The organism is Bordetella ansorpii (assembly GCF_900078315.1).
In the GTDB taxonomy this organism is placed as follows: Bacteria; Pseudomonadota; Gammaproteobacteria; order Burkholderiales; family Burkholderiaceae_B; genus Bordetella; species Bordetella ansorpii.
Genome location: NZ_FKBS01000007.1, coordinates 140,787 through 162,656, shown reverse-complemented (window position 1 = coordinate 162,656; position 21,870 = coordinate 140,787). Strand labels below are relative to the sequence as shown.

The 21,870-nt window shown below is 66.8% G+C and carries 23 protein-coding genes; 12 read left to right on the top strand and 11 right to left on the bottom strand.

The genetic code is table 11. From position 1 onward, the window contains the following. Window positions 1-102 precede the first annotated feature (102 nt). The 3 genes from A7W11_RS03170 to A7W11_RS03160 form a co-directional block, all read right to left on the bottom strand. Window positions 103-870, bottom strand: a complete 768-nt coding sequence (locus tag A7W11_RS03170) for a crotonase/enoyl-CoA hydratase family protein (RefSeq protein WP_066407892.1) — start codon at window positions 868-870, stop codon at window positions 103-105. 196 nt (window positions 871-1,066) lie between these two features. Continuing rightward, window positions 1,067-1,486, bottom strand: a complete 420-nt coding sequence (locus A7W11_RS03165) for a BrnA antitoxin family protein (RefSeq protein ID WP_156522981.1) — start codon at window positions 1,484-1,486, stop codon at window positions 1,067-1,069. Next, a complete protein-coding gene (locus A7W11_RS03160) occupies window positions 1,473-1,739 on the bottom strand; it encodes a BrnT family toxin (RefSeq protein WP_066407879.1) in 267 nt (88 codons plus the stop codon). The genes A7W11_RS03165 and A7W11_RS03160 overlap by 14 nt, the downstream gene beginning before the upstream one ends. A 273-nt stretch (window positions 1,740-2,012) precedes the next feature. Between A7W11_RS03160 and glyQ the strand changes: the two genes are divergently transcribed. Genes glyQ through A7W11_RS03135 form a run of 5 tightly spaced genes read left to right on the top strand, consistent with a single transcriptional unit; the run spans window position 2,013 to window position 7,366 of the window. Beyond that, complete coding sequence (glyQ, locus tag A7W11_RS03155; RefSeq protein WP_235816789.1) at window positions 2,013-2,990, top strand: glycine--tRNA ligase subunit alpha; 978 nt, start codon at window positions 2,013-2,015, stop codon at window positions 2,988-2,990. Further along, the gene (glyS, locus tag A7W11_RS03150; RefSeq protein ID WP_066407875.1) at window positions 2,987-5,125 is read left to right on the top strand and encodes a glycine--tRNA ligase subunit beta; all 2,139 of its coding nucleotides are present in this window, start codon (window positions 2,987-2,989) and stop codon (window positions 5,123-5,125) included. The genes glyQ and glyS overlap by 4 nt, the downstream gene beginning before the upstream one ends. Continuing rightward, complete coding sequence (gene gmhB / locus A7W11_RS03145; protein WP_066407870.1) at window positions 5,122-5,661, top strand: D-glycero-beta-D-manno-heptose 1,7-bisphosphate 7-phosphatase; 540 nt, start codon at window positions 5,122-5,124, stop codon at window positions 5,659-5,661. Before glyS ends, gmhB begins: the two co-directional genes overlap by 4 nt. A gap of 36 nt (window positions 5,662-5,697) precedes the next feature. After that, window positions 5,698-6,426, top strand: a complete 729-nt coding sequence (locus A7W11_RS03140; protein WP_066407859.1) for a lysophospholipid acyltransferase family protein — start codon at window positions 5,698-5,700, stop codon at window positions 6,424-6,426. Continuing rightward, window positions 6,413-7,366 carry a M48 family metallopeptidase gene (locus tag A7W11_RS03135; RefSeq protein ID WP_082887055.1) on the top strand — a complete coding sequence of 318 codons (954 nt, stop codon included), beginning with the start codon at window positions 6,413-6,415 and terminating at the stop codon, window positions 7,364-7,366. Before A7W11_RS03140 ends, A7W11_RS03135 begins: the two co-directional genes overlap by 14 nt. A gap of 13 nt (window positions 7,367-7,379) precedes the next feature. Here A7W11_RS03135 and A7W11_RS03130 read toward each other — a convergent pair whose 3' ends face one another. The 4 genes from A7W11_RS03130 to A7W11_RS03115 all read right to left on the bottom strand — a co-directional run bounded on the left by A7W11_RS03130 (window position 7,380) and on the right by A7W11_RS03115 (window position 11,129). Further along, entirely contained in the window at window positions 7,380-8,354 is a 975-nt protein-coding gene (locus A7W11_RS03130) for a Bug family tripartite tricarboxylate transporter substrate binding protein (RefSeq protein ID WP_066407858.1), read from the bottom strand. An 85-nt stretch (window positions 8,355-8,439) separates the two neighbouring features. After that, window positions 8,440-9,318 carry an isocitrate lyase/PEP mutase family protein gene (locus tag A7W11_RS03125; RefSeq protein WP_066407856.1) on the bottom strand — a complete coding sequence of 293 codons (879 nt, stop codon included), beginning with the start codon at window positions 9,316-9,318 and terminating at the stop codon, window positions 8,440-8,442. A gap of 100 nt (window positions 9,319-9,418) precedes the next feature. Further along, window positions 9,419-10,294 carry an isocitrate lyase/PEP mutase family protein gene (locus A7W11_RS03120; RefSeq protein ID WP_066407848.1) on the bottom strand — a complete coding sequence of 292 codons (876 nt, stop codon included), beginning with the start codon at window positions 10,292-10,294 and terminating at the stop codon, window positions 9,419-9,421. Between the two features lie 127 nt (window positions 10,295-10,421). Continuing rightward, entirely contained in the window at window positions 10,422-11,129 is a 708-nt protein-coding gene (locus A7W11_RS03115) for a GntR family transcriptional regulator (protein ID WP_066407844.1), read from the bottom strand. 213 nt (window positions 11,130-11,342) lie between these two features. On the opposite strand from A7W11_RS03115, the gene A7W11_RS03110 reads away from it, so the two are divergent. The 6 genes from A7W11_RS03110 (at window position 11,343) to def (ending at window position 16,522) form a co-directional block, all read left to right on the top strand. Beyond that, on the top strand, window positions 11,343-11,585 hold the full coding sequence (locus A7W11_RS03110) for a hypothetical protein (protein WP_066407833.1): 243 nt from the start codon (window positions 11,343-11,345) through the stop codon (window positions 11,583-11,585). A gap of 161 nt (window positions 11,586-11,746) precedes the next feature. After that, a complete protein-coding gene (locus A7W11_RS03105) occupies window positions 11,747-12,670 on the top strand; it encodes a LysR family transcriptional regulator (protein WP_066407830.1) in 924 nt (307 codons plus the stop codon). Between the two features lie 101 nt (window positions 12,671-12,771). Next, window positions 12,772-14,187: an FAD-dependent tricarballylate dehydrogenase TcuA gene (tcuA, locus tag A7W11_RS03100; protein WP_066407829.1), complete on the top strand. Its 1,416-nt coding sequence runs from the start codon at window positions 12,772-12,774 to the stop codon at window positions 14,185-14,187. Next, window positions 14,174-15,421, top strand: a complete 1,248-nt coding sequence (gene tcuB / locus A7W11_RS03095) for a tricarballylate utilization 4Fe-4S protein TcuB (RefSeq protein WP_082887054.1) — start codon at window positions 14,174-14,176, stop codon at window positions 15,419-15,421. The genes tcuA and tcuB overlap by 14 nt, the downstream gene beginning before the upstream one ends. Before the next feature lie 164 nt (window positions 15,422-15,585). Beyond that, window positions 15,586-15,981 carry a lactoylglutathione lyase gene (gene gloA / locus A7W11_RS03090; protein WP_066407826.1) on the top strand — a complete coding sequence of 132 codons (396 nt, stop codon included), beginning with the start codon at window positions 15,586-15,588 and terminating at the stop codon, window positions 15,979-15,981. Window positions 15,982-15,988: 7 nt separating this feature from the next. Beyond that, on the top strand, window positions 15,989-16,522 hold the full coding sequence (def, locus tag A7W11_RS03085) for a peptide deformylase (protein WP_066407823.1): 534 nt from the start codon (window positions 15,989-15,991) through the stop codon (window positions 16,520-16,522). Window positions 16,523-16,657: 135 nt separating this feature from the next. Here def and A7W11_RS03080 read toward each other — a convergent pair whose 3' ends face one another. Further along, window positions 16,658-17,614 (bottom strand): YiiG family protein, encoded by a 957-nt coding sequence (locus A7W11_RS03080; protein ID WP_066407817.1) that lies wholly within the window; start codon window positions 17,612-17,614, stop codon window positions 16,658-16,660. A 395-nt stretch (window positions 17,615-18,009) separates the two neighbouring features. On the opposite strand from A7W11_RS03080, the gene A7W11_RS03075 reads away from it, so the two are divergent. Next, window positions 18,010-19,239, top strand: coding sequence for a nucleoside recognition domain-containing protein (locus A7W11_RS03075; protein WP_066407810.1), 1,230 nt, complete (start codon window positions 18,010-18,012; stop codon window positions 19,237-19,239). Between the two features lie 106 nt (window positions 19,240-19,345). Here the strand turns inward: A7W11_RS03075 and A7W11_RS03070 are convergent, their stop codons facing one another. The 3 genes from A7W11_RS03070 to A7W11_RS03060 form a co-directional block, all read right to left on the bottom strand. Next, window positions 19,346-19,747: a RidA family protein gene (locus tag A7W11_RS03070; protein ID WP_066407799.1), complete on the bottom strand. Its 402-nt coding sequence runs from the start codon at window positions 19,745-19,747 to the stop codon at window positions 19,346-19,348. Window positions 19,748-19,900: 153 nt separating this feature from the next. Then, on the bottom strand, window positions 19,901-20,791 hold the full coding sequence (locus A7W11_RS03065) for a pirin family protein (protein WP_066407789.1): 891 nt from the start codon (window positions 20,789-20,791) through the stop codon (window positions 19,901-19,903). After that, entirely contained in the window at window positions 20,784-21,839 is a 1,056-nt protein-coding gene (locus A7W11_RS03060; RefSeq protein WP_218188568.1) for an LLM class flavin-dependent oxidoreductase, read from the bottom strand. Before A7W11_RS03060 ends, A7W11_RS03065 begins: the two co-directional genes overlap by 8 nt. Between the last annotated feature and the right edge of the window lie 31 nt (window positions 21,840-21,870).

The window sequence follows — 21,870 nt, the reverse complement described above, 5'->3', positions numbered from 1 at the left end:
ACCGCGCGCCTGCGTGAATCATAGAACGGGCGCGCGCCCGGCGCAGGCCCCGGCGGGGGACGGAACGCTGGGCGGAACGGCGCCCGCCCAGCGGCACGCGCGCTACTTGCCTTGCCAGACCGGCTTGCGCTTCTCGGCGAAAGCGGTGGCGCCTTCCTTGGCGTCGGCCGATTGGAAAATGTGCGCAATCAGGGGACGCTGGCGGTCGAACATGCCTTCCTGTTCCCAGTCGGTGGCCTGGGCCACGATGCTCTTGGCGGTCTGCACGGCAAGCGGGCCGTTCTCGACGATGACGCGGGCCAGTTCCAGGGCGGCTTCCAGCGCGTGGCCCGGCTCGGCCAGGCGGTTGACCAGGCCATAGCCGTGGGCGCGCTGGGCGTCCAGCATGTCGCCGGTCAGGATGATTTCCATGGCGATGTGGTACGGCAGGCGGCGCGGCAGGCGCAACATGCCGCCGGAACCGGCCACCAGGCCGCGCTTGACTTCGGGCAGGCCGAACTTGGCATTGCTGGCCGCCACGATCAGGTCGGCCGACAAAGCCATCTCGCAGCCGCCGGCCAGGGCGTAGCCTTCCACGGCGGCGATCAGCGGCTTCTTGGGCGGACGCTCGTTCAGGCCGGCGAAGCCGCGGCCCGGGATCAGCGGACGCTGGCCGCTTTGCGCGAAGGCCTTCAGGTCCATGCCCGACGAGAACGTGCCGCCGGCGCCGGTCAGGATGCCGATGCGCACGGCGTCATCGGCGTCCATGGCATCGAACGCGGCAGCCAGGGCCTGGGCGGTCTCCAGGTTGATGGCGTTCTTGGCCTCGGGCCGGTTCACGGTGATGATCTGGACGCCATCGGCGACTTCTACCTTGACCAGGTCGGACATGCTGCTGCTCCTCTGTGGGCGGACCGTGGGGTTGGGGACGGTCCGCGGTTATGTATAAGACTGCGGCAAGGGGGAATGATACGACTGTGCGGGCGGGCACTGCGGACCTGCCCCTGAACCCACCCGCTCGATGAGCGCCACCCGCAAGCCGGATCCTGGGCGTTGCGGGGGCGCTGGCGGGGCCTCATCCGGCTTTTCACTCCCGCGGATCGTGAATCTGCCGGATGAAGGCTTCGCGTTGCCGGGCGAGCTCTTCGCGCAACACCTGGCGCAACCTTTCTTCATCGAAGCCGAGCTTGGCGGAAGCGGGATTGCCTTGAGTATCGCGACCCGACGCCAAGCCGCTCACGACATCGCGCAGGGTTTCGTTTATCAGCGTCTGATACCCCTTCCCGCCTTTTCCAGCCAATTCCTTGAAGGCGTCGAGGACGTCGCTGTCCACCCACATCGTGATGCGCGTCTTGCCGTCGCTCGGCGGAAATGTCGCGCCAAGCCGCGCGCGCGCGAAATCCCGGGCCGTCATCTCGCGAGTATCAGGATCATGGCGGATCGCCGCATTGATCGCGGCGTTCTCCGCGACGGTGGGGGAAACGTGCCCCGATTTAAGCTTCGGCATATTGTTTTACCTCTCTGGCATTGGCCTTGCGCAGGCTGATGACCCGGCGGCAATCGTCGCGATCCACATACACCACGACGTACAAACGATCCCCGATATAGTCGATGGCAATCATCCGGTCTTCGCCATAAGGGCGCCGGTCGTCCAGCGCCGCCAAGGCGCAGTCCCATTCCCGGTTTTGCGCGGCGGCCAGCGAAATACCATGCTTGATCTGGTTATCGACGCTTTTGACCGGGTCGAAGACAATGTTCATGAAGATAATACATACAATATATGTACAAAACAATGGCGACGTTGCTGAGCGGCAATTCGCCCACGATGCGTTTCCAACTGAAGCCGCAGTGACGAAGTGTCCTTTATCCATGCAGCCCTGAAGCGAGGGGGAGTGACAGAGGAAGCACGCCAAGCCATGTCCCGCCGGTCGCAAGCATTTCCCCCACACCCAGTTAAAATGCCCGGTTTCCCATGCCCATGCCGGGCCGCCGACACGCGTTCGGCCCCGCCGGGCGGCCGCCTAGAAGCCTCTATGCTCACCTTTCAGCAAATCATCCTTACGCTCCAGGAATACTGGGACAAGCAAGGCTGCGCCCTGCTGCAGCCGTACGACATGGAAGTCGGCGCCGGTACGTCGCACACCGCCACGTTCCTGCGCGCGATCGGACCGGAGCCGTGGCGCGCCGCTTACGTGCAGCCCTCGCGCCGCCCCAAGGACGGCCGCTATGGCGAGAACCCGAACCGCCTGCAGCACTACTACCAATATCAGGTGGTGCTGAAACCCGCCCCCCCGGAAATCCTCGAGCTGTACATCGGCTCGCTGAAGGCCCTGGGCATCGACCCGACCCAGCACGACATCCGCTTCGTCGAGGACGACTGGGAAAACCCCACGCTGGGCGCCTGGGGCCTGGGCTGGGAGGTCTGGTTGAACGGCATGGAGGTCACGCAGTTCACGTATTTCCAGCAGGTGGGCGGCCTGGATTGCACGCCGACCACCGGCGAGATCACCTACGGCCTCGAGCGCCTGGCCATGTACCTGCAGGACGTGAAAAGCGTCTATGACCTGGTCTGGACCGAAGGCGCCGGCGGCAACCGCGTGCTGTACCGCGACGTGTTCCACCAGAACGAAGTCGAGCAGTCCACCTACAACTTCGAGCATTCTTCGGCCGACATGCTGTTCGCCCATTTCAACGACTACGAAGCCGAGGCGAAGCGCCTGATGGACGTGCCGCTGGCGCTGCCCGCCTACGAGGCCGCGCTGAAGGCCGCCCACACGTTCAACATGCTGGACGCGCGCGGCGCCATCAGCGTCACCGAGCGCGCCGCCTACATCGGCCGCATCCGCAACCTGTCGCGCAGCGTCGCGCAGGCCTACTATGACTCGCGCGAACGCCTGGGCTTCCCCATGCTGAAGCGCCCGGTGGAAGCTGCGGCGAGCCCGCCGGGCCGCCCCAAGGGCGAGCTCCCCCTCGGGGCGACGGCGCAAAGCGCCAAGGGGGCAGCACAATGACGATTACCGTCCGCCCCCTGCTGGTCGAACTGCTGACCGAAGAACTGCCGCCCAAGGCCCTGCAGAAGCTGGGCCAGGCCTACGCCGAAGGCATCCGCGCCACGCTGGCCAGGCACGGCCTGCTGGCCGACGGCAGCCTGGTCGAGGCCTATGCCACGCCCCGCCGCCTGGCCGTGCGCCTGTCGGCCGTGCTGTCGCAAGCCCCCGACCAGGCCTATGCCGAAAAGCTGATGCCCGTGAAGGTCGGCCTGGCCGCCGACGGCGCCGCCACGCCCGCGCTGGTGAAAAAGCTGGCCGCCAAGGGCCTGGAAAACATCGACCTGTCCACGCTGGAACGCGAATCCGACGGCAAGCAGGACTACCTCGTCGCGCGCGGCACCGCGCCCGGCCTGGCCCTGGCCGATGGCCTGCAGGAAGCCCTGGACACGGCCATCGACGGCCTGCCCATTCCGAAGGTGATGCGCTATCAGCTGGATGACGGCGTCACCAGCGTGAAGTTCGTGCGCCCCGCTCACGGCCTGATCGCCTTGCATGGCGGCGACATCGTGCCCGTGCGCACGCTGGGCCTGACCGCCGGCCGCTACACCATGGGCCACCGCTTCATGAGCAGCGGCGCCGTGGACATCGCCGACGCCGATGCCTACGTGAATACGCTGGCCGGGCGCGGCCGCGTGATCGCCTCGTTCGAGGGCCGCCGCGACGAGATCTCGCGCCAGTTGAACGAACACGCCGCCCGACTGGGCGCCACGCTGGGCGACGACCCCGAAGTGGCCGCCCTGCTGGACGAAGTGACCGCGCTGGTCGAGCACCCCACCGTATACGTGGGCGAGTTCGAGGAACAGTTCCTGCAAGTGCCGCAGGAATGCCTGATCCTGACCATGCGCCTGAACCAGAAGTACTTCCCGCTGTTCGATCCGGCTTCGGGCAAGCTCACGCACCGCTTCCTGATCGTCAGCAACATGGACGTGGCCGACCCGGTCAACATCGTGGAAGGCAACCAGCGCGTGGTGCGTCCGCGCCTGGCCGATGCGCAGTTCTTCTTCCAGACCGACCGCAAGACCACCCTGGCCTCGCGCGTGGCGCAACTGGGCAGCATCGTCTATCACAACAAGCTGGGCACCCAGCTGGAACGCGTGGAACGCGTGCGCGCCATTGCGCGCGGCGTGGCGCAGGCGCTGGGCGCCGACGCCACCGCCGCCGACCGCGCCGCCGAGCTGGCCAAGGCCGACCTGGGCACCAACATGGTGGGCGAGTTCCCCGAGCTGCAAGGCGTCATGGGCGCGTACTATGCGGCCGGCGATGGCGAAGCCGCCGATGTGGTCGAGGCGCTGCGCGGGCAATACCGCAACCGTTTCGATGCCCCCGTCACCCGCGAGACCCTGACCGCCGCCGTGCTGTTCATTGCCGAGCGCGCCGAAACCCTGGTGGGCATCTGGGCCATCGGCCTGGCGCCCACGGGCGAACGCGATCCCTTCGGGCTGCGCCGCGCGGCGCTGGGCCTGATCAGCGCCTTCGAGCAACTGGCCGCGGGCGGCTGGCTGAAGATCGACGCCGACGGTCCGCTGTCGCTGGACGGCCTGCTCGAACTGGCCGCAGGCGCCTTCCCCGCCGGCAAGATCCCCGCCGAGACCATCGCCGAAGTGCGCACGTTCATCTACGAACGCTATCGCAACCAGTTGATCGCCGACGCCGACCGCAATGCCGTCGAGGCCGTCATCGCCCTGACGCCGCCGCTGCACCAGGTGGCCGAGCGCGTGCGCGCCGTGGCCGCCTTCGCAGGCATGCCCGAGGCCGCCAGCCTGGCCGCCGCCAACAAGCGCATCGGCAACCTGCTGAAGAAGGCCGAAGGCGAGATCGGCCAGGTCGACCTGGCCCGCCTGGTCGAACCCGCCGAGCAATCGCTGGCCGACGCCGTGGCGCGCCTGCGTCCCGAGGCCGAAGCCCAGGCCGCGGCCGGCGACTTCGCCGGCAGCCTGCGCACCCTGGCCCAGGTTCGCGAACCGGTCGATGCCTTCTTCGCCGACGTCATGGTCATGGCGGAAGACCCCGCTGTGCGCGCCAACCGGCTGGCCCTGCTGGCCCAGTTGCACGGCCTGATGAACCGCGTGGCTGACATTTCCAGGCTGGCACAGTGAAGCTCGTCATTCTCGATCGCGACGGCGTGATCAACCAGGACAGCGACGCGTTCGTCAAATCGCCGGACGAATGGATCGCGCTGCCGGGCAGCGTGCACGCCATCGCCCGGCTGACGCAGGCCGATTGGACCGTGGTGGTCGCCACCAACCAGTCCGGCCTGGCGCGCGGCCTGTTCGACATGGCCGCGCTCAACGCCATCCACGCCAAGCTGCACCACGAAGTGGCGCAGGCCGGCGGCCAGGTCGACGCCATCTTCCTGTGCCCGCACGGTCCCAGCGACGGCTGCTCGTGCCGCAAGCCGCTGCCCGGCATGTACTACGACATCGCGCGCCGCTACGACGTCGACCTGGCCGGCGTGCCCGCGCTGGGCGATTCGCTGCGGGATCTGCAGGCGGCATCCACCGCCGGCTGCGACCCGTGGCTGGCGCTGACGGGCAACGGCCAGAAGACGCAGGCCAAGGGCGAACTGCCGCCCGGCACGCAGGTGTGCGACGACTTGGCGGCCTTCGCGGACATACTGCTCAAAGACGCCTGACGATGCATCCCCCCTCACTCATCACCGCCTGAAGACATGGCCTGGCTTCGTTCCTTTCTCTACGCCCTGTTCCTGTCGGTCACGGTGATCCCCTACGCGTTCGCCTGCATCCTGTGGGCGCCGCTGCCGCTGCACCTGCGCTACAGGCTCACCGTCGGCTGGCCGCGCCTGGCCATCTGGGGGGCGCGCGTCATCTGCGGCCTGCGCTGGCAGGTCAAGGGCGCGCACAACCTGCCCGACGGCCCGGCCATCCTGCTGTCCAAGCACCAGTCGGCCTGGGAAACGCTGTTCTTTCCCGCGCACATGCCGCGCCAGGTCTGCTTCGTCTACAAGAAGGAACTGCACCGCGTGCCGTTCTTCGGCTGGGGCCTGGCGCTGCTGCGCATGATCCCCATCGACCGCTCGCGCGGCCGCGACGCCTTCGACGAAGTGGCCCGCCTGGGCCAGGTGCGCCTGGACGAAGGCCGTTGGCCGCTGCTGTTTCCCGAGGGCACGCGCGTGCCGCCTGGGCAGACGGCCCGCTTCAAGACGGGCGGCGCGCGGCTGGCCACCGTCACCGGCGCGCCTGTCATTCCCATCGCGCTCAATGCCGGCGAATGCTGGCGCCGCAATGCGTTCGTCAAGCGGCCGGGCCTGATCACGGTTTCCATCGGACCCGCGATAGAATCGAAGGGCCTCTCCGCCGAAGCCCTCAATACCAGGGTGCAAGCCTGGATCGACGCGGAGATGCGAGTCCTGAACCCCGAGAGATATGGCAAAGATTGATCAGCTCGAACTGTCGTTCGACTTCGGGCCGCCCAGCGAGCCTCGAGCCGACGACGGAACGCCGCCGGTCTCGCTGTCCGTCACGTTTCCCCCGACGCCTGCCCAACGGCATGCGCCGGGCCTGGTGCCCCCGCCTTCTCCTCCCCCCGTCACCACCACGCTGGTTCCCACGCCGCGCCCCGATCCGCTGCCTGACGGCGCGCGCTGGCGCGAGGTCGTCACGCCCCAGCAGCCCATCGGTTTCGTGCTGCTGCGCTCGCGCCGCCGCACCATCGGCTTCGTGATCGCCGAGGATGGCCTGCGCGTCACGGCGCCCAACTGGGTGACGTTGCTGCAAGTGGACGACGCGGTGCGCGAGAAGGCGCGTTGGATCCTGTCCAAGCTGCGCGACTGGCATGCCCGCAAGCAGCAGCTGGCCATGTCCCACACGCGCTGGCAGGAGGGCGGCGAACTGCCCTACCTGGGCCGCCGCATCATGCTGCGCCTGGGCGCCGACCGGCGCCAGGCCGGCCTGGAAGGCGACGCCGCGGCTCCGCAGGACGGCGCCGTGCTGTGGCTGCCGTTGCCGCCCGACGCCGACCAGACCCGCGTGCGCGACGCCGCCCAGGCCTGGCTGCAGCAGCGCGCCAGCGACTGGTTCGGCGCGCGGCTGGGCCATTTCCTGCAGGCCACCGGCCTGACCATCAGCCGCTGGCGCCTGTCGTCCGCGGCCACGCGCTGGGGCTCGTGCACCAGCGACGGCAAGATCATGCTGAACTGGCGCCTGATCCACTTCGCGCCCGCCATCATCGACTACGTCATCGCGCACGAGCTGGCGCACCTGCGCGAGATGAACCACAGCAACGATTTCTGGGCCGAGGTCGGCAACATCCTGCCGGGCTTCGAGGATGCCAAGAAGCAGTTGCGCCGACACGATCCGGCATCGCTGCCGCAGTTCTGACGGCACCGCCGGTTCACTGCGCCTTGATGCCGCTCTTGGCGATCACCTCTTTCGAGCGCTTGATGTCGGCATCCACCATGCTGGCGAACGCCGCGCGGCTTTCCGCGCGCGGCTCCTGGCCTTGCGTGATGATGGCTTTCCGGACGTCGTCACGCTTCAGCGCCTTGTTCACCTCGGCATTGATGCGGTCGGCCACCGCTTCCGGCAGCTTGGCCGGCCCGAACACGCCATACCACTCGACGATGTTGAAGCCCTTGTAGCCCAGCTCGTCCAGCGTCGGCACGTCCGGCAGCGCGGTGCTGCGCTTCAGGGACGTGACCGCCAGCGCCCGCACCTTGCCGCTCTGCACCAGCGACAGCGCCGAAGTGACCGAGGTTCCCGCCATGTCCAGGTGCCCGCCCATCAGGTCGGCGATGGCCGGCGCCGAGCCCTTGTACGGCACGTGCAGCAGCTTGAAGCCGCTGGCCTCCTGCAACAATTCGCCCGCCACCTGCGCCACGCTGCCGGTGCCCGAGGTGCCGTAGGTCATGCCCTGCCCCGGCTTCTTCGCCGCGTCCTTCACCAGATCCTGCCAGGTCTTGTACGGCGAGCTCGCATTGACCAGCAGCACGGTCGGCGCGTCCACCGCCCAGGCGATCGGCTTCAGGTCGCGGGCGGGATCGAAGCTCAGCTTCATCATCCACGGCGCCAGCGACACGTTCGCGGTCTGGCCGATGACGATGTCATAGCCGTCGGGCCGCGCATGGCTGGTTTCGGCCAGGCCCAGCGTGCCCGAAGCGCCGGGCCGGTTCTCGGGGACCAGGTTCCATTGCGTGGCCTCGCCGATCTTCTGGCTGAGCGTGCGGCCGATGAAATCGGTGCCGCCACCGGGCGTGGAAGGAATGATCACGCGGATCGCGCGATCGGGCCATTTGTCCTGCGCGGTCGCGGCGTTGCCCGCCAGCGCCAGCAAGGCGGCGCAGCACAGGCCGGTCAGTCGTCTGTTCATGCTTGTCTCCTACCGTGGTCTCGTCGTTGCGAGGGTTTGTCGTTGTAGGCGGCCCCGTAGCCGGGCCCGCCGGACCGGCCTGTGTTCAGGCCTGGGTATAGCGCCGCTCGCGGGCCACGGCCTCGTCCAATCCGACGAAGCGGTTGTAGTCCTCGAACGGCGTCAACAGATGCGCGATGGCGCGCGTGTCGGCGCCTTCGCGGTAGAACGTCTCCATCATGTCCTTCACGGCCTTGTGCATGGCCAGCAGCGGCTCGACCGGGCACAGCGTGAAATCGAAGCCCAGTTCGCCGACCTCCTTGAGCGACAGCGCGGGGCTCTTGCCCGACGTGACCATGTTGAACAGCAGGGGCTTGCCCAGCGGCTTCAGGCGGCGGCTCAGTTCGCGCATCTGGTCCACGCTTTCGACCGCATCGGCATACAGGCCATCGGCGCCCGCCTCGGCATAGTCGATCAGCCGCGTGATCGCATCGTCCAGGCCGTTCACGGCGATGGCGTCGGTGCGGCCCACGATGAAGAAGTCCGGGTCCTGACGCGCATCGGCCATGGCGCGCAGTTTCTGCACCATGTCCTGCCGGCTGACCAGTTGCTTGCCGGCGAAGTGGCCGCATTTCTTGGGCAGGGCCTGGTCTTCCAGGTGCAGGCACGAGGCCCCGGCCTCTTCCCACAGCCGGATGGTGCGCTGCACGTCCAGCATGCCGCCGTAGCCGGTGTCGGCATCGGCGAACACGGGCAGCGTGGTGGCGCGGCACACGCGGCGGATGTGCTCGAACATGTCGCGTTGCGAGAGCGCGCCCATGTCGGGCTCGCCGGCCTCGATGCCGCAGGCCACGAAGCCGCTGACGAACAGCGCCTGCGCGCCGGCGGCTTCGGCCAGCCTGGCGCTGATGGCGTCGAAGGCGCCCATGCAGACGAAGGGGGATCCCGGGCGGAACAGGGACCGGAAGCGTTGATTGCGGGTCAAGAGAAACTCCTTTCGAAGAAGGGGGATCGCGCTGGCGCGCGGCGCATCGCGCGGACCGCGCAGGCGCCCCCGTTTTCAGGCAGACGCGGTGTTGCCGGCCTCAGTCCGCATGCCGCCGATCGAATTCCCACACGGCGGGAAATCCCATCAGTTCGCACATCTCCGAAAACGGATACAGCGCGTCCTGCATGTCCAGCGTGCCGCGCCCTTGCGCCACGCCCGCATAGGCCTGCCGCAAGGCCTGCGCCGCCGCCAGGAAGCCCGCCGCCGGGTAGATCGCCAAGGCGAAGCCCAGTTCGCGGTACTGCTGCGCGCTGAGCTGCGGCGTGCGGCCGCCCTCGACCACGTTGACCAGCAGGGGCTTGTCGAAGCTCGCGCCGATACGCTGCAACTGCTCGACGTTCTCGGGCGATTCGATGAACAGCACGTCGGCGCCCGCCTCGGCATAGCGGTGGCCGCGCTCGATGGCCTCGTCCACGCCCAGGCCGGACAAGGCATCGGTGCGCGCCACGATCAGCATGCCGCTGTCGCCGCGCGCCTCGACCGCCACCGCAAGCTTGCGCACCATCTCGGCCGCCGGGATCACCCGCCGCCCGGGCGTGTGGCCGCACTTCTTGGGAAACTCCTGGTCTTCCAGCTGGATGGCCGCGGCGCCCGCGGCCTCGTAGCCGCGCACGGTGTGCGCCACGTTCAGCAACCCGCCATACCCCGTGTCGCCATCGCAGATCACCGGCGCCTGCGTGGCGCGGCAGAAGGCGCCCACGCGGTTGACCATGTCGCTGTAGCTGGCCAGGCCCGCGTCGGGCTCGCCCAGGTACGAGGCCACGGTGCCGAAGCCCGTCATGTACAGGGCCTCGAAGCCCATGCTGTCGGCCATGCGCGCCGAGATCATGTCGTAGATGCCCGGCGCGGACAGGAACTCGCCGGAATGCAGTTTGTCGCGCAACAGCCGCCGTTTTTCGGTGGTCGATCTCATGGGTCTCCTCTCATCGTGAAGAGCCGGGCGGCAGCCCCATGCAGGCGGCTCAGCGCGGCGGATACCGCCGGTTCCATCCGCCGCCGTCGGACGGGGCTGGGTTCCCGGCGTGAACGTCGGTATGGATTCAGGTCTGCCGGGACAGATCGGCTATGGCGCCGGCCTCCGTGGCAAGGTGCCGTAACACCGAGGCCTGCGCGCCCAGCATGTGGCTGCGCATGATGGATTCGGTCAATGCCGCGTCGCGCTGCGCGACGGCATGCGCGATCTCGATGTGCTGGCGAACCGCGCGTTGCCGGTCCTCGGGATCGAAATTGCGGAAGGTCCACTTGATCAGCGGCACTTCCTTCATGGTGCGCAGGGCCTGCGCCAGGCGGACGTTTTCGCCACCCTGCATCAGGATGTCGTGGAAGGCGCCGTTGGCCAGGTACCAGGCCTGCACGGTGTCGGCCGTGGGCGTGTCGCGCGCGATCTCTTTCATGGACTCGGCCAGGCGCATCAGTTCATCGATGCGCTCGGACGGCAGCCGCGTGGCGGCCCGGCCCGCCAGATAGGGTTCGATCAATACGCGCGCCTCGAAGATCTCGCGCACGTCCTGGGCAGACCACACCTTCACGCGCACGCCGTAGTTGGGGCGCACCTCGAGCCAGCCCTCGGCGCCCAGCCGCCGGAACGCCTCGCGCACCGGCGTGCGGCTGACGCCCAGGCTTTCGGCCACCTGCTGCTCGCGCAGCGACTCGCCAGCCGGATAACGGCCATCGCGGATGGCTTCCTTGATGGTCAGGTAGACATGATCCTTGTTATCCAGGCGCGTCGAGATTTCGGAACTTTGCATACAACTATCAAAACATTCCGCGTTATTTGACCGGATAAGTTGTATACCTGGGATTAATTGTATGCAATAGCGATTCTCCCCTATCTCTTGACCATCCCCCCGGGCACTGCGCTTGCTAGGCAACGGCACCGCCCAGCCGCCAGCAGGATGCGGCCATGCCCCGATCCTGCTGGCGGCTGGGCATCCGCCGCAACCTCTTGCCTTTGACTGACGATGGAAGACATTCTGGATGCAATGCAATGGCCGGCGATGGCGGTGACCGTCGCCGCCTCCTATCTGGTGGCCTCGAAAGGCAAGCGCCGGCGTCACGCCGGTTTCTGGACATTCGTGGTCAGCAACGTGCTGTGGATCGCGTGGGGGCTGCATGCCGCCGCCTATGCCGTCGTGGCGCTGCAGCTGTTCCTGAGCGTGACGAACGTCCGCGGCCTGTGGAAGACCCGCGCCGCGGCGCTATGATGGCCGCGTCGGCATAACCGGCCGAACGACACGGGCGGCGCTTCGGCCTGGCGCCAGGAAACCGCTTTGCCATGAAGTCTCTCCTCGGACCTCGGGCCTGCCGCCTGCCTTGCGGGCCATCCGGTCAATAAACGGCCCCACGCCAACAACGAAAACCCGACATGGAACTCCGCCAGCTACGCTATTTCGCCAAGGTCGCCGAATGCGGCAGCATGGGCCGCGCCGCCACCGAGCTGGGCATGGTCACCTCCGCGCTCAGCCAGCAGATCAGCCGCCTGGAAGGCGAACTGTCCACCCGGCTGATGATCCGCACCTCGACCGGCGTGTCGCTGACCGACGCGGGCCTGGCCTTTCTGCGGCAGGCGCAGTTGTCGCTGCGCCATGCCGACAATGCCATCGAGGCCGCCAAATCGTCGCGCCTGAACGGCCATGTCAGCGTAGGCATGGCGCCCACCACGGCCTCGGTGCTGGCGGTGCCCTTCATGCAGGCCATGCGCGAACGCTATCCCGACGTACGGGTGCGGTTGGTGGAAAGCCTCTCGGGCTTCCTGACCACCATGCTGAACGCGCGCCAGCTCGACCTGGCCATCGTGTTCCAGACCGAGACCGCGCGCCGCTGGAGCATCCAGCCGTTGATCGACGAACGGCTGTTCCTGATCGCGCGGGAAGACCTGCCCGGCATGCCGCCGCCCGGTCCGGTGCGGCTGCGCGACGTGATGCACCTGCCCCTGCTGCTGCCCGGCGCCAGCCACGGCCTGCGCGCCTTGCTGAACCACACGTTCACGCGGCTGCGCATCGAACCCACCCTCAGCGCCGAGATCGACGGGCTGGAAGTATTGATGGAACTGGTGCGCGCCGGCCATGGCGCCACACTGCAGCCCGGTGCGGCAGCCGTGCGGCGCGGCGAGTCGCTGGGCCTGCGGCTGGTGCGCGAACGTGCACTGGCGCGCACCAACCTGCTGGCCAGCCTGTCGGACGACGAACTGTCGCCCGCCGCGCTGGCGGTGCGCGTGCTGCTGGCGCAGACGGCCGCCGGCCTGGTCCGGCAAGGCGCATGGCCGGGCGCGAAGCTGCACGGCGCCTGAGGACGGGCCTTCACGATTCGTGAACAGCCCTTGTCGGGCACCTTCTTGCCGGTCTGGCGCGGCGTTTCTATAGTCGCCGCTCAACCACCCGGACAAGAGACATGATCGACGTACTGGTTATCGGCGGCGGCAATGCGGCGCTGTGCGCCGCGCTGATGGCCCGCGAGGCCGGCGCCAGCGTGCTGCTGCTGGAAGCCGCGCCGCGCGAATGGCGAGGCGGCAATTCCCAGCACACCCGCAACCTGCGCTGCATGCACGACGCGCCGCAGGACGTGCTGGTGGAAGCCTATCCCGAAGAAGAGTTCTGGCAGGACCTGCTGAAAGTGACCGGCGGCCAGACCAACGAGCACCTGGCCCGGCTGGTGATCCGCGCGTCGTCGAGCTGTAGGGACTGGATGCGCAAGCATGGCGTGAACTTCCAGCCGCCCCTGTCCGGCGCGCTGCACGTGGCGCGCACCAACGCCTTTTTCATGGGCGGGGGCAAGGCGCTGGTCAACGCCTACTACCGCAGCGCCGAGCAACTGGGCGTGCAAGTCCGCTACGACGCGCCGGTGGACGCGCTCGAACTGGACGATGGCCGCTTCGTGGCCGCGCGCATCGGCGATGAGCGCATCGAGGCGCGCGCCTGTGTGCTGGCGGCCGGCGGCTTCGAATCCAACCGCGAATGGCTGCGCGAGGCCTGGGGCCGGAACGAACGCGGCGAATGGCCGGCCGACAACTTCCTGATACGCGGCACGCGCTTCAACATGGGCGTGCTGCTGAAATTCATGATCGACGCGGGCGCGGACATCATCGGCGATCCCTCGCAGTCGCACTGTGTGGCCATCGACGCGCGCGCGCCGCTGTACGACGGCGGCATCTGCACGCGCATCGACTGCGTGTCGCTGGGCATCGTGGTCAACCGCGACGCCGAGCGCTTCTACGACGAAGGCGAAGACTTCTGGCCCAAGCGCTATGCCATCTGGGGCCGCCTGACGGCCATGCAGCCCGGCCAGATCGCCTATTCCATCATCGACGCCAAGGCCATCGGCCGCTTCATGCCGCCGGTGTTTCCCGGCGTGCGCGCCGACAGCCTGCCCGAGCTGGCGCGCAAGCTCGAACTGGACGAGACGACGTTCATGCGAACCATCGAGTCCTATAACGCCGCCTGTCGCGTAGGTACCTTCGACCACACCAAGCTGGACGACTGCCATACCGAAGGCGTGCAGCCCGCCAAGACGCACTGGGCGCGCCCCCTGGATACGCCGCCCTATTTCGGCTATGCCGTGCGTCCGGGCATCACCTTCACCTACCTGGGCCTGAAGGTCGACGAGACCGCCGCCGTGCGCTTCGGCGACCGGCCCAGCCAGAACCTGTTCGTGGCGGGCGAGATGATGGCCGGCAACGTGCTGGGCAAGGGCTATACGGCGGGCGTGGGCATGTCCATCGGCACGGCCTTCGGCCGCATCGCCGGCACGCAGGCCGCGGCGGCGGCGCGATCGATCCAGAACCCGGAGGCACAGCGTGCAGCAGCTTGAAGAACTGACCCGCGGCGCACAGGACTTCGGCGCGGCCCCTGGGGGCCGGGCCACGAATGGCCGGGCCACGGATGGTCAGACCGCCACCGAACAGCCCGTGCATATCCACCGCCGCAAGGTCCAAAGCGCCGACCTGACCGCCGACGAAGCCGAAGTGGCGCGCGTCATGCAGATCTGCAACGCCTGTCGCTACTGCGAAGGCTTCTGCGCCGTGTTTCCGGCCATGACGCGGCGGCTGGAATTCGGCAAGGGCGACGTCAACTACCTGGCCAACCTGTGCCACAACTGCGGCGGCTGCCTGCATGCCTGCCAATACGCGCCGCCGCACGAGTTCATGGTGAACGTGCCCCAGGCCATGGCCAAGGTCCGCGTACAAACCTACGGCGACTATGCCTGGCCCGCCGCGCTGGGCGGCCTGTACAAGCGCAACGGCCTGGCGGTGTCGCTGATCGCCTCGGCCGCGCTGGTGCTGTTCCTGGCGCTGGCCGCGCACCTGGCCGGCGGCCTGCTGCACGAGCCGCTGGCGGGCAACTTCTACGCCGTCTTTCCGCACAACACGCTGGCCCTGATGTTCGGCGCGGTGTTCCTGTTCTCGATGCTGGCCCTGGGCATCGGCGTGACGCGCTTCTGGCGCGACGTCAGTCCGGGCTCGGCCAGTGGCCCCGCCATTGCCGAGGCGACGCACGATGCCCTGCGGCTGCGCTACCTGGGCGGCGGGCACGGCAAGGGCTGCAACAACGAGGACGATGCCTTCTCGCTGGCGCGGCGGCGTTTCCACCACTTCACGTTCTACGGCTTCATGCTGTGTTTCGCGGCCACCTGTGTCGCCACGCTGTATCACTACCTGCTGGACTGGCACGCGCCCTATCCGTTCTTCAGTGCGCCGGTGCTGCTGGGCACGGCGGGCGGCATCGGCCTGCTGATCGGCCCGGCCGGCCTGCTGTGGCTGAACCTCAAGCGCCATCCCATGCAGGGCGACGCCGCGCAACGGCCGATGGACCGCGGCTTCATCGTGCTGCTGTTCCTGATCAGCCTGACGGGGCTGCTGCTGCTGGCGCTGCGCGATACCCGCGTCATGGGCCTGATGCTGGCGCTGCACCTGGGCGTGGTGATGGCGCTGTTCCTGACCCTGCCCTACGGCAAGTTCGCGCACGGCATCTTCCGCAGCGCCGCACTGTTGAAGTTCGCGATAGAGAAACGCCAACCCAACAAACTGCAATTGGGATCGGACTGAAAGTCTCGGACTGAAAGTCTCCGACTGAAAGTCTCGGACTGAGAGTCCTGAGCGGAATCGCCCCGCCGCAACACCTCGAGGGCCCGCGCGCCTTCGGGTTTCCCCCAGGGGTTTCTTGTTACGATGACGGCTTTCGTCGTCTCTCCGTACCGAGGAACCCCATCATGCGTATGTTGCACACCATGCTGCGCGTCGGCAACCTGGACCAGTCCATCGATTTCTACACCAACGTCCTGGGCATGCGCGTGCTGCGCCGCAAGGACTATCCGGACGGCAAGTTCACGCTGGCCTTCGTGGGCTACCAGGACGAGGACGAAGGCGCCGTCATCGAACTCACCCACAACTGGGACACCGACAAATACGACCTGGGCAACGGCTATGGCCACATCGCCCTGGAAGTCGAGGACGCCTACGAGGCCTGTGCGAAGGTCAAGGACAAGGGCGGCAAGGTCACGCGCGAGGCCGGCCCGATGAAGCACGGCAGCACCGTGATCGCCTTCGTCGAGGATCCGGATGGCTACAAGATCGAGTTCATCCAGCGCAGCGGCCGCGCCGACTGACCTCGCCATGATCCATCCCATTCTGAAGATGGGCGACCCGCGGCTGCTGCGCGTCGCCGCGCCGGTCACCGAGTTCGGCAGCGCCGCGCTGGACGAACTGATCCGCGACATGTTCGAGACCATGGTCGCCGCGCACGGCGTGGGCCTGGCCGCGCCGCAGATCGGCGTCGACCTGCAACTGGTGATCTTCGGCTTCGAGCACAACGAACGCTATCCCGACGCCCCCTCGGTGCCGCTGACGGTGCTGTGCAATCCGGTCATCACCCCGCTGTCGGACCAGATGGAAGACGGCTGGGAAGGCTGCCTGTCGGTGCCCGGCCTGCGCGGCGTGGTGCCGCGCCACCACCACATCCGCTACACCGGCCGCGATCCGCAGGGCAACGTCATCGACCGCGAGGCCGAAGGCTTCCACGCCCGCGTGGTGCAGCACGAATGCGATCACCTGATCGGCCGGCTGTATCCCTCCCGCATCCAGGATTTCTCGAAGTTCGGCTTCACCGAGATCCTGTTTCCGGGCATGGATCCCAACCAGGACGATTGAAGACGCGCGCCCGATACGCGCGTGGCAGATACTCGCAACAGGCGCGGATTCCACGCCCTGAATGACTCGGGCCCGTACCGCCGGCGATGGCGATACGGGCCCGAGGTGCTTTCCCTTTCGGGAAAGCCGCGGTGCTTAGCAGCGGTTGGTGTTCATCGCGCTGACCACGTTATTGAACTTCTGGCGCAGGTCGTAGGCGTCCCGCACGGCCTGGGTCTGCGGCATGTACGGCTTGCGGTCCTTGGCTTCCTTCACGTAGGTGCCGTCCTCGGTGCGCTGGACGATGGAGCGGCCGATGGCCGTGAAGGCGTTGGCGTCCATCATGAACGACGAGCAACCCTTCTGGTTGGACTCGCGCATCTTGGCGTCGAAACGGGTGGCCATGGTGTTGAATTGGTCCACGGACTGCTTGAAGGCGTCCTTCTTGTCGCCCAGGCCCGTGCCATCGAATACGCCTTCGGCCTGGTCCATGGCGTCCTTGCTGTAATAGACCATGCCGGCGCGGAAGTAGGCCACGGTATCCTTCTTGGCGCTCTCGAACTCGGCCTTGGTGCGGGCGCGGTCCTTGGCCTCGATGCCTTCGAAGAAGCCTTCCTGGGCGGTGGCCAGCGCGGTCATGCTCTCGATGAACGCGGGCTGGATCTCACGGCCATGCGCGCCGTTGTCGCTGGTGTAGGTCTTGGCGCTGATGTATTGCGTCATGTCGTTGTACAGCGGCGCGGCCTTGGTCAGCGCCTCGATGTATTTGCGCGCGGGGCCGTCCAGCTCAGCCATCTCGGGCTTCATGGCCACGGCCTTGTCCAACTGCTCCCTGGTGCGGTCCATATAGAACGAGGCGTAGTACTGGACGTCCTTCTTCTCCTTCCCTTCGATCACCGGCTGCACGTACTTCTGGTACTTCTCGAGCGCGCCACCGTACGAATCGGTCACCGAGTTCGCCACGCCCACATAGGCGTTGTACTTCTGGATTTCGGCCTGATCGGCCGACACCTTCGGCGCATCGGGCTGCTTGGGCTTGTCTTCGCCGCAAGCGGACAACGCCAACACGCAGGCTGCCACGGCCAGCGACCGGATCGCATTCTTGACGATCATGAGAGCTCCTCGTTCTAAAGTAAAAGGCAAAGAAAGTCCCTGCGGCCGGTAAGAACCAGTCGCTTGGAGATATTGAAGAGAGATCAGCAGGACGACCGCACGGGCGGCGTCAGGTCGTACAGGAAACCAGCGGATCGCGTTGCATGATCCGGGCGTCACCACTGCGGGGCATCGACGAGACCTAGGGTAAATACTGAGGATCGGGATTATACGGACCCGTTTTCTGTGGACTGGTTACAAGCGTGTTCTCAATGTTTTCCTGACATGTCGATTGCTACAAAACGGGGCCGATTCCGTCACATTCAAGTCACTAGCCCGTCGGGGCCACACGCCTCGCCCGCGGGTCACTCTGCGACAATGGCCGTTTCTTGCAGCCCTGCCCTACGTCCTCGTCGATGCTGAACAAACTCTGGTTGGCTTTTTTCATCGCGGCGGCCGCCGCCGGCCTGGTGCGGTGGATCGGCTGGGGCGACGCCGACGTGTTCCGCCACATCGTGGCCGCCCTGTTCGACATGGCGCGCGTGTCGGTCGAGGTCATGGTGCTGCTGTTCGGCACGCTGACCTTGTGGCTGGGCTTCCTGCGCATCGCCGAGGCGGCTGGCTTGGTCGAGAAACTTGCCAGGCTGCTGGGCCCGCTGTTCGCGCGCCTGATGCCCGAGGTGCCGCGCGGCCACCCCGCCATCGGCCTGATCACGCTGAACTTCGCGGCCAACGGCCTGGGCCTGGACAACGCCGCCACCCCCATCGGGCTGCGCGCGATGCGCGAGCTGCAGACGCTGAACCCCACGCCCGAGACCGCCACCAACGCGCAGATCCTGTTCCTGGTGATGAATGCGTCGTCGCTGACGCTGCTGCCGGTCACGCTGTTCATGTTCCGCGCGCAACAGGGTGCGCCCGATCCCACGCTGGTGTTCCTGCCCATCCTGCTGGCCACCAGCATCGGCTCGCTGGTGGGCCTGCTGGCCGTGGCCGCCTGCCAGCGCCTGAAGCTGCACGACCCCATCGCGCTGGCCTGGCTGGGCGGCGGCGCCCTGCTGCTGGGCGGTTTCATGGCGCTCTTGTCCACCATGACGGCCAGCGCCATCGCCGCGCTGTCGTCGCTGCTGGGCAACCTGGCGCTGTTCGGCATCCTGCTGTCGTTCCTGCTGATCGGCGCGTGGAAGAAAATCCCCGTCTACGAGACATTCATCGAGGGCGCGAAGGAAGGTTTCGACGTGGCGCGCAGCCTGCTGCCCTATCTGGTGGCGATGCTGTGCGCGGTGGGCGTGCTGCGCGCCTCGGGCGCGCTGGATTTCGCGCTGGAAGGCATCCGCTGGCTGGCGCATGCGGTGGGCTGGGACACGCGTTTCGTCGATGCCTTGCCGACCGCGCTGGTCAAGCCGTTCTCGGGCAGCGCGGCGCGCGCCATGATGCTCGAGACGATGACGCACTTCGGCGTGGACAGTTTCCCGGCGCTGCTGGCCGCGGTGATGCAGGGCAGCACCGAAACGACGTTCTACGTGCTGGCTGTGTACTTCGGGGCAGTCGGCATCGTCCGCACGCGGCATGCGGTCGGGTGCGCGTTGATCGCGGATCTGGCGGGGGTGCTGGCTTCGATCTTTGTCTGTTATTGGTTCTTTGGATGACGGGTTGATGCCCGGGGGCTCATGCCGCTTGTCGTGCGCCGGGATAAGCGCATGACGACAGTCAGGGAAAACGGAATTCCGCGTCATGGCGGTCTTCCCGAAGCGTTCAATGAATGATCGCGGTGACGCGAATCTCGAAGCGCATCGTCGGAAGCCCCAGTGCTTCGACACCCAGCTGCGTCCAGATCGGCGCATGGTTCGGCATGTACTGACGGTACAGCCTGACGATCGTTTCATTGACGATCGGAGGGAAGCCACCCACATGGTATGTATTGACGTGAATGACGTGGCTCCAGCCTGCACCGGCTTGCGCCAGAACCCGTTCGATATTCCGAAATGCGGCGGTGATTTCTTCCTCGATCGCCTCGGGCATTACGAGATCGTCGTTCCAGCCGCCCTGGCCGGAGGTCTCCACCCGGTCTCCAACCCTGACGGCGGACGAGAAGTGCAGGTTTTCCCGGAACATAGCGCCAGACCCGGGGACGACGAAAAATTCTGGCTTTTCCATTGTATTTCTCCAAGGCATGCATCCAACGTCCCACCGGGATTGGTGGCCGTGATTTGCCAAAGTCGATGCTGGTACTGCACCCAACGCCGCAAGACTGCGCAGGGACGATTGGTTTTCTTGCCATGCACCAGGTCGGATGGATGTCCTGGCTCATTACGTAGCTGACGAGGGCGGCTTCGGCTCCTCCGGCAGTGGGATGAACTCTGCGTCGTCCGCATCCGGCAGTTTCATCCTTCCGGCCTTCCAATCGGAAGCCGCCTGCGCAAGCCGGTCCTTCGAGGAGGACACGAAGTTCCAGTAAAGGAACCGCTCTCCCAGGGGCTCGCCGCCCAAAACCATGACCGTAGAGCGCGCCAAGGCCCGCACGTGCGAAGCGGTTGGGCCGAGCACGAGCATCCTTCCGTCCTCGTAGCGCACACCGTCCAATTCCACCGCACCGGTCGCGATGTAAAGCGCGCGTTCCTTGTGTCCGCCCGGAATCTCGGCGGTCGCACCAGGCGCCATGTCGAGATGGGCGTAGAACAGCGGCGAATGCGTCTTGGCGCCAGCGGTCAAACCGTAGGCGCTGCCGGCGATGAGCTGCCCATTCACGCCGGCGTCGCTCCATTTCGGCAATTCGCTTTCAGGGTGATGGGAGAAGGACGGGGCGATCTCCTCCAGTTCGGTCGGCAGTGCGACCCAAGCCTGGATGCCGTGCAGGTGATCGCCCTGCACACGAGCGCGCTCGAAGCGCTCGCTGTGCGTGATGCCGCGCCCCGCGGTCATCCAGTTCACCTCCTGTGGCCGGATTGCTTGTTCATAGCCGAGGCTGTCGCGATGCATCACCTCGCCGGCGAACAGGTAGGTCACCGTGGCAAGACCGATGTGCGGATGGGGGCGGATGTCCATGCTCCTATCGAGTCCCGGCGCGAGGTCGAGCGGCCCCATGTGGTCGAAGAAGATGAAGGGCCCCACCATGCGCCGCTTTGCGAACGGCAGCACGCGGCCTACGTCGAAGCCGCCGCCGAGGTTGCGACGCCGCTGCTCGATGATCATTTCAATCATGGTGCGTCTCCGGCGTGGTGGCCACGCGGACGATCGGCGCGACCTCGGAGCCCAGAAGTTCGATCGAACGCGTCATCGCCGCTGTTTCCAGAGAGGCGGTACTCATCTGGAAGGTGATGCGCGAGACGCCGCCAAGCACCTCGCTGGCGCGCAGCATCTTCGCCGCAACCGTGTCCGGACTGCCGACCAGAAACGCGCCCTTGGGGCTCGCCATATCGTCGAACTGCGCGCGCGTCGGAGGCGACCAGCCGCGTTCGCTTCCGACCTTGGCGGTAAGCTGGGACCAACCGGGGAAGAAGGCGTCACCCGCCGCAACGTCGGTCTCGCCGACGAAGCCCATCGCGTGGATACCGACCTTCAAGGTGGCCGGGTCGTGGCCGGCTCGAAGGCCGGCCTCACGGTAGAGATCAACCGCCGGTCGGAAGCGTTCGAACGAGCCACCAATGATGGCCACCATTAACGGAAGGCCGAGCGTGCCAGCACGCGCGAACGACTGCGGCGTGCCGCCGACGCCGAGCCAGACGGGCAGGCGCTGTTGGTGCGGTCGCGGGAAGACGCCCTGGCCGGTCAGCGCTGGCCGAAACCGCCCCTGCCAAGTGGGGTGGGTCGTCTCGACGAGCTTCAAGAAGAGTTCGAGGTTCTCCGCAAACAGGTCGTCGTAGGCACGCGTATCGAGGCCAAACAACGGGAAAGCCTCGCCGAACGACCCGCGTCCGACGACGAGTTCGGCACGCCCTCTGGAGATCAGGTCGATCGTCGCAAACTCCTGGAAAAGACGCACGGGGTCCACCGCGCTCAGCACCGTCACCGCGCTGGTCAGCCGGATCTGAGTGGTGCGGGCCGCCGCCGCCGCGAGGATGATCGACGGCGCGGAATCGAGGAATTCTGCACGGTGATGTTCGCCGATCCCGAACACGTCGAGCCCGACCCGGTCGGCGATTTCGACCTCGGCGAGCAGGTTGGCCATGCGGTCGGCCGCCGACGGCAGCGCGCCGGTCGTGGGATCGGGCAGTATCGCTGCAAAGCTGTCGATGCCGATCTGCATCATTGTTGGTGCTCCTATTCGATTCATGCCTAAA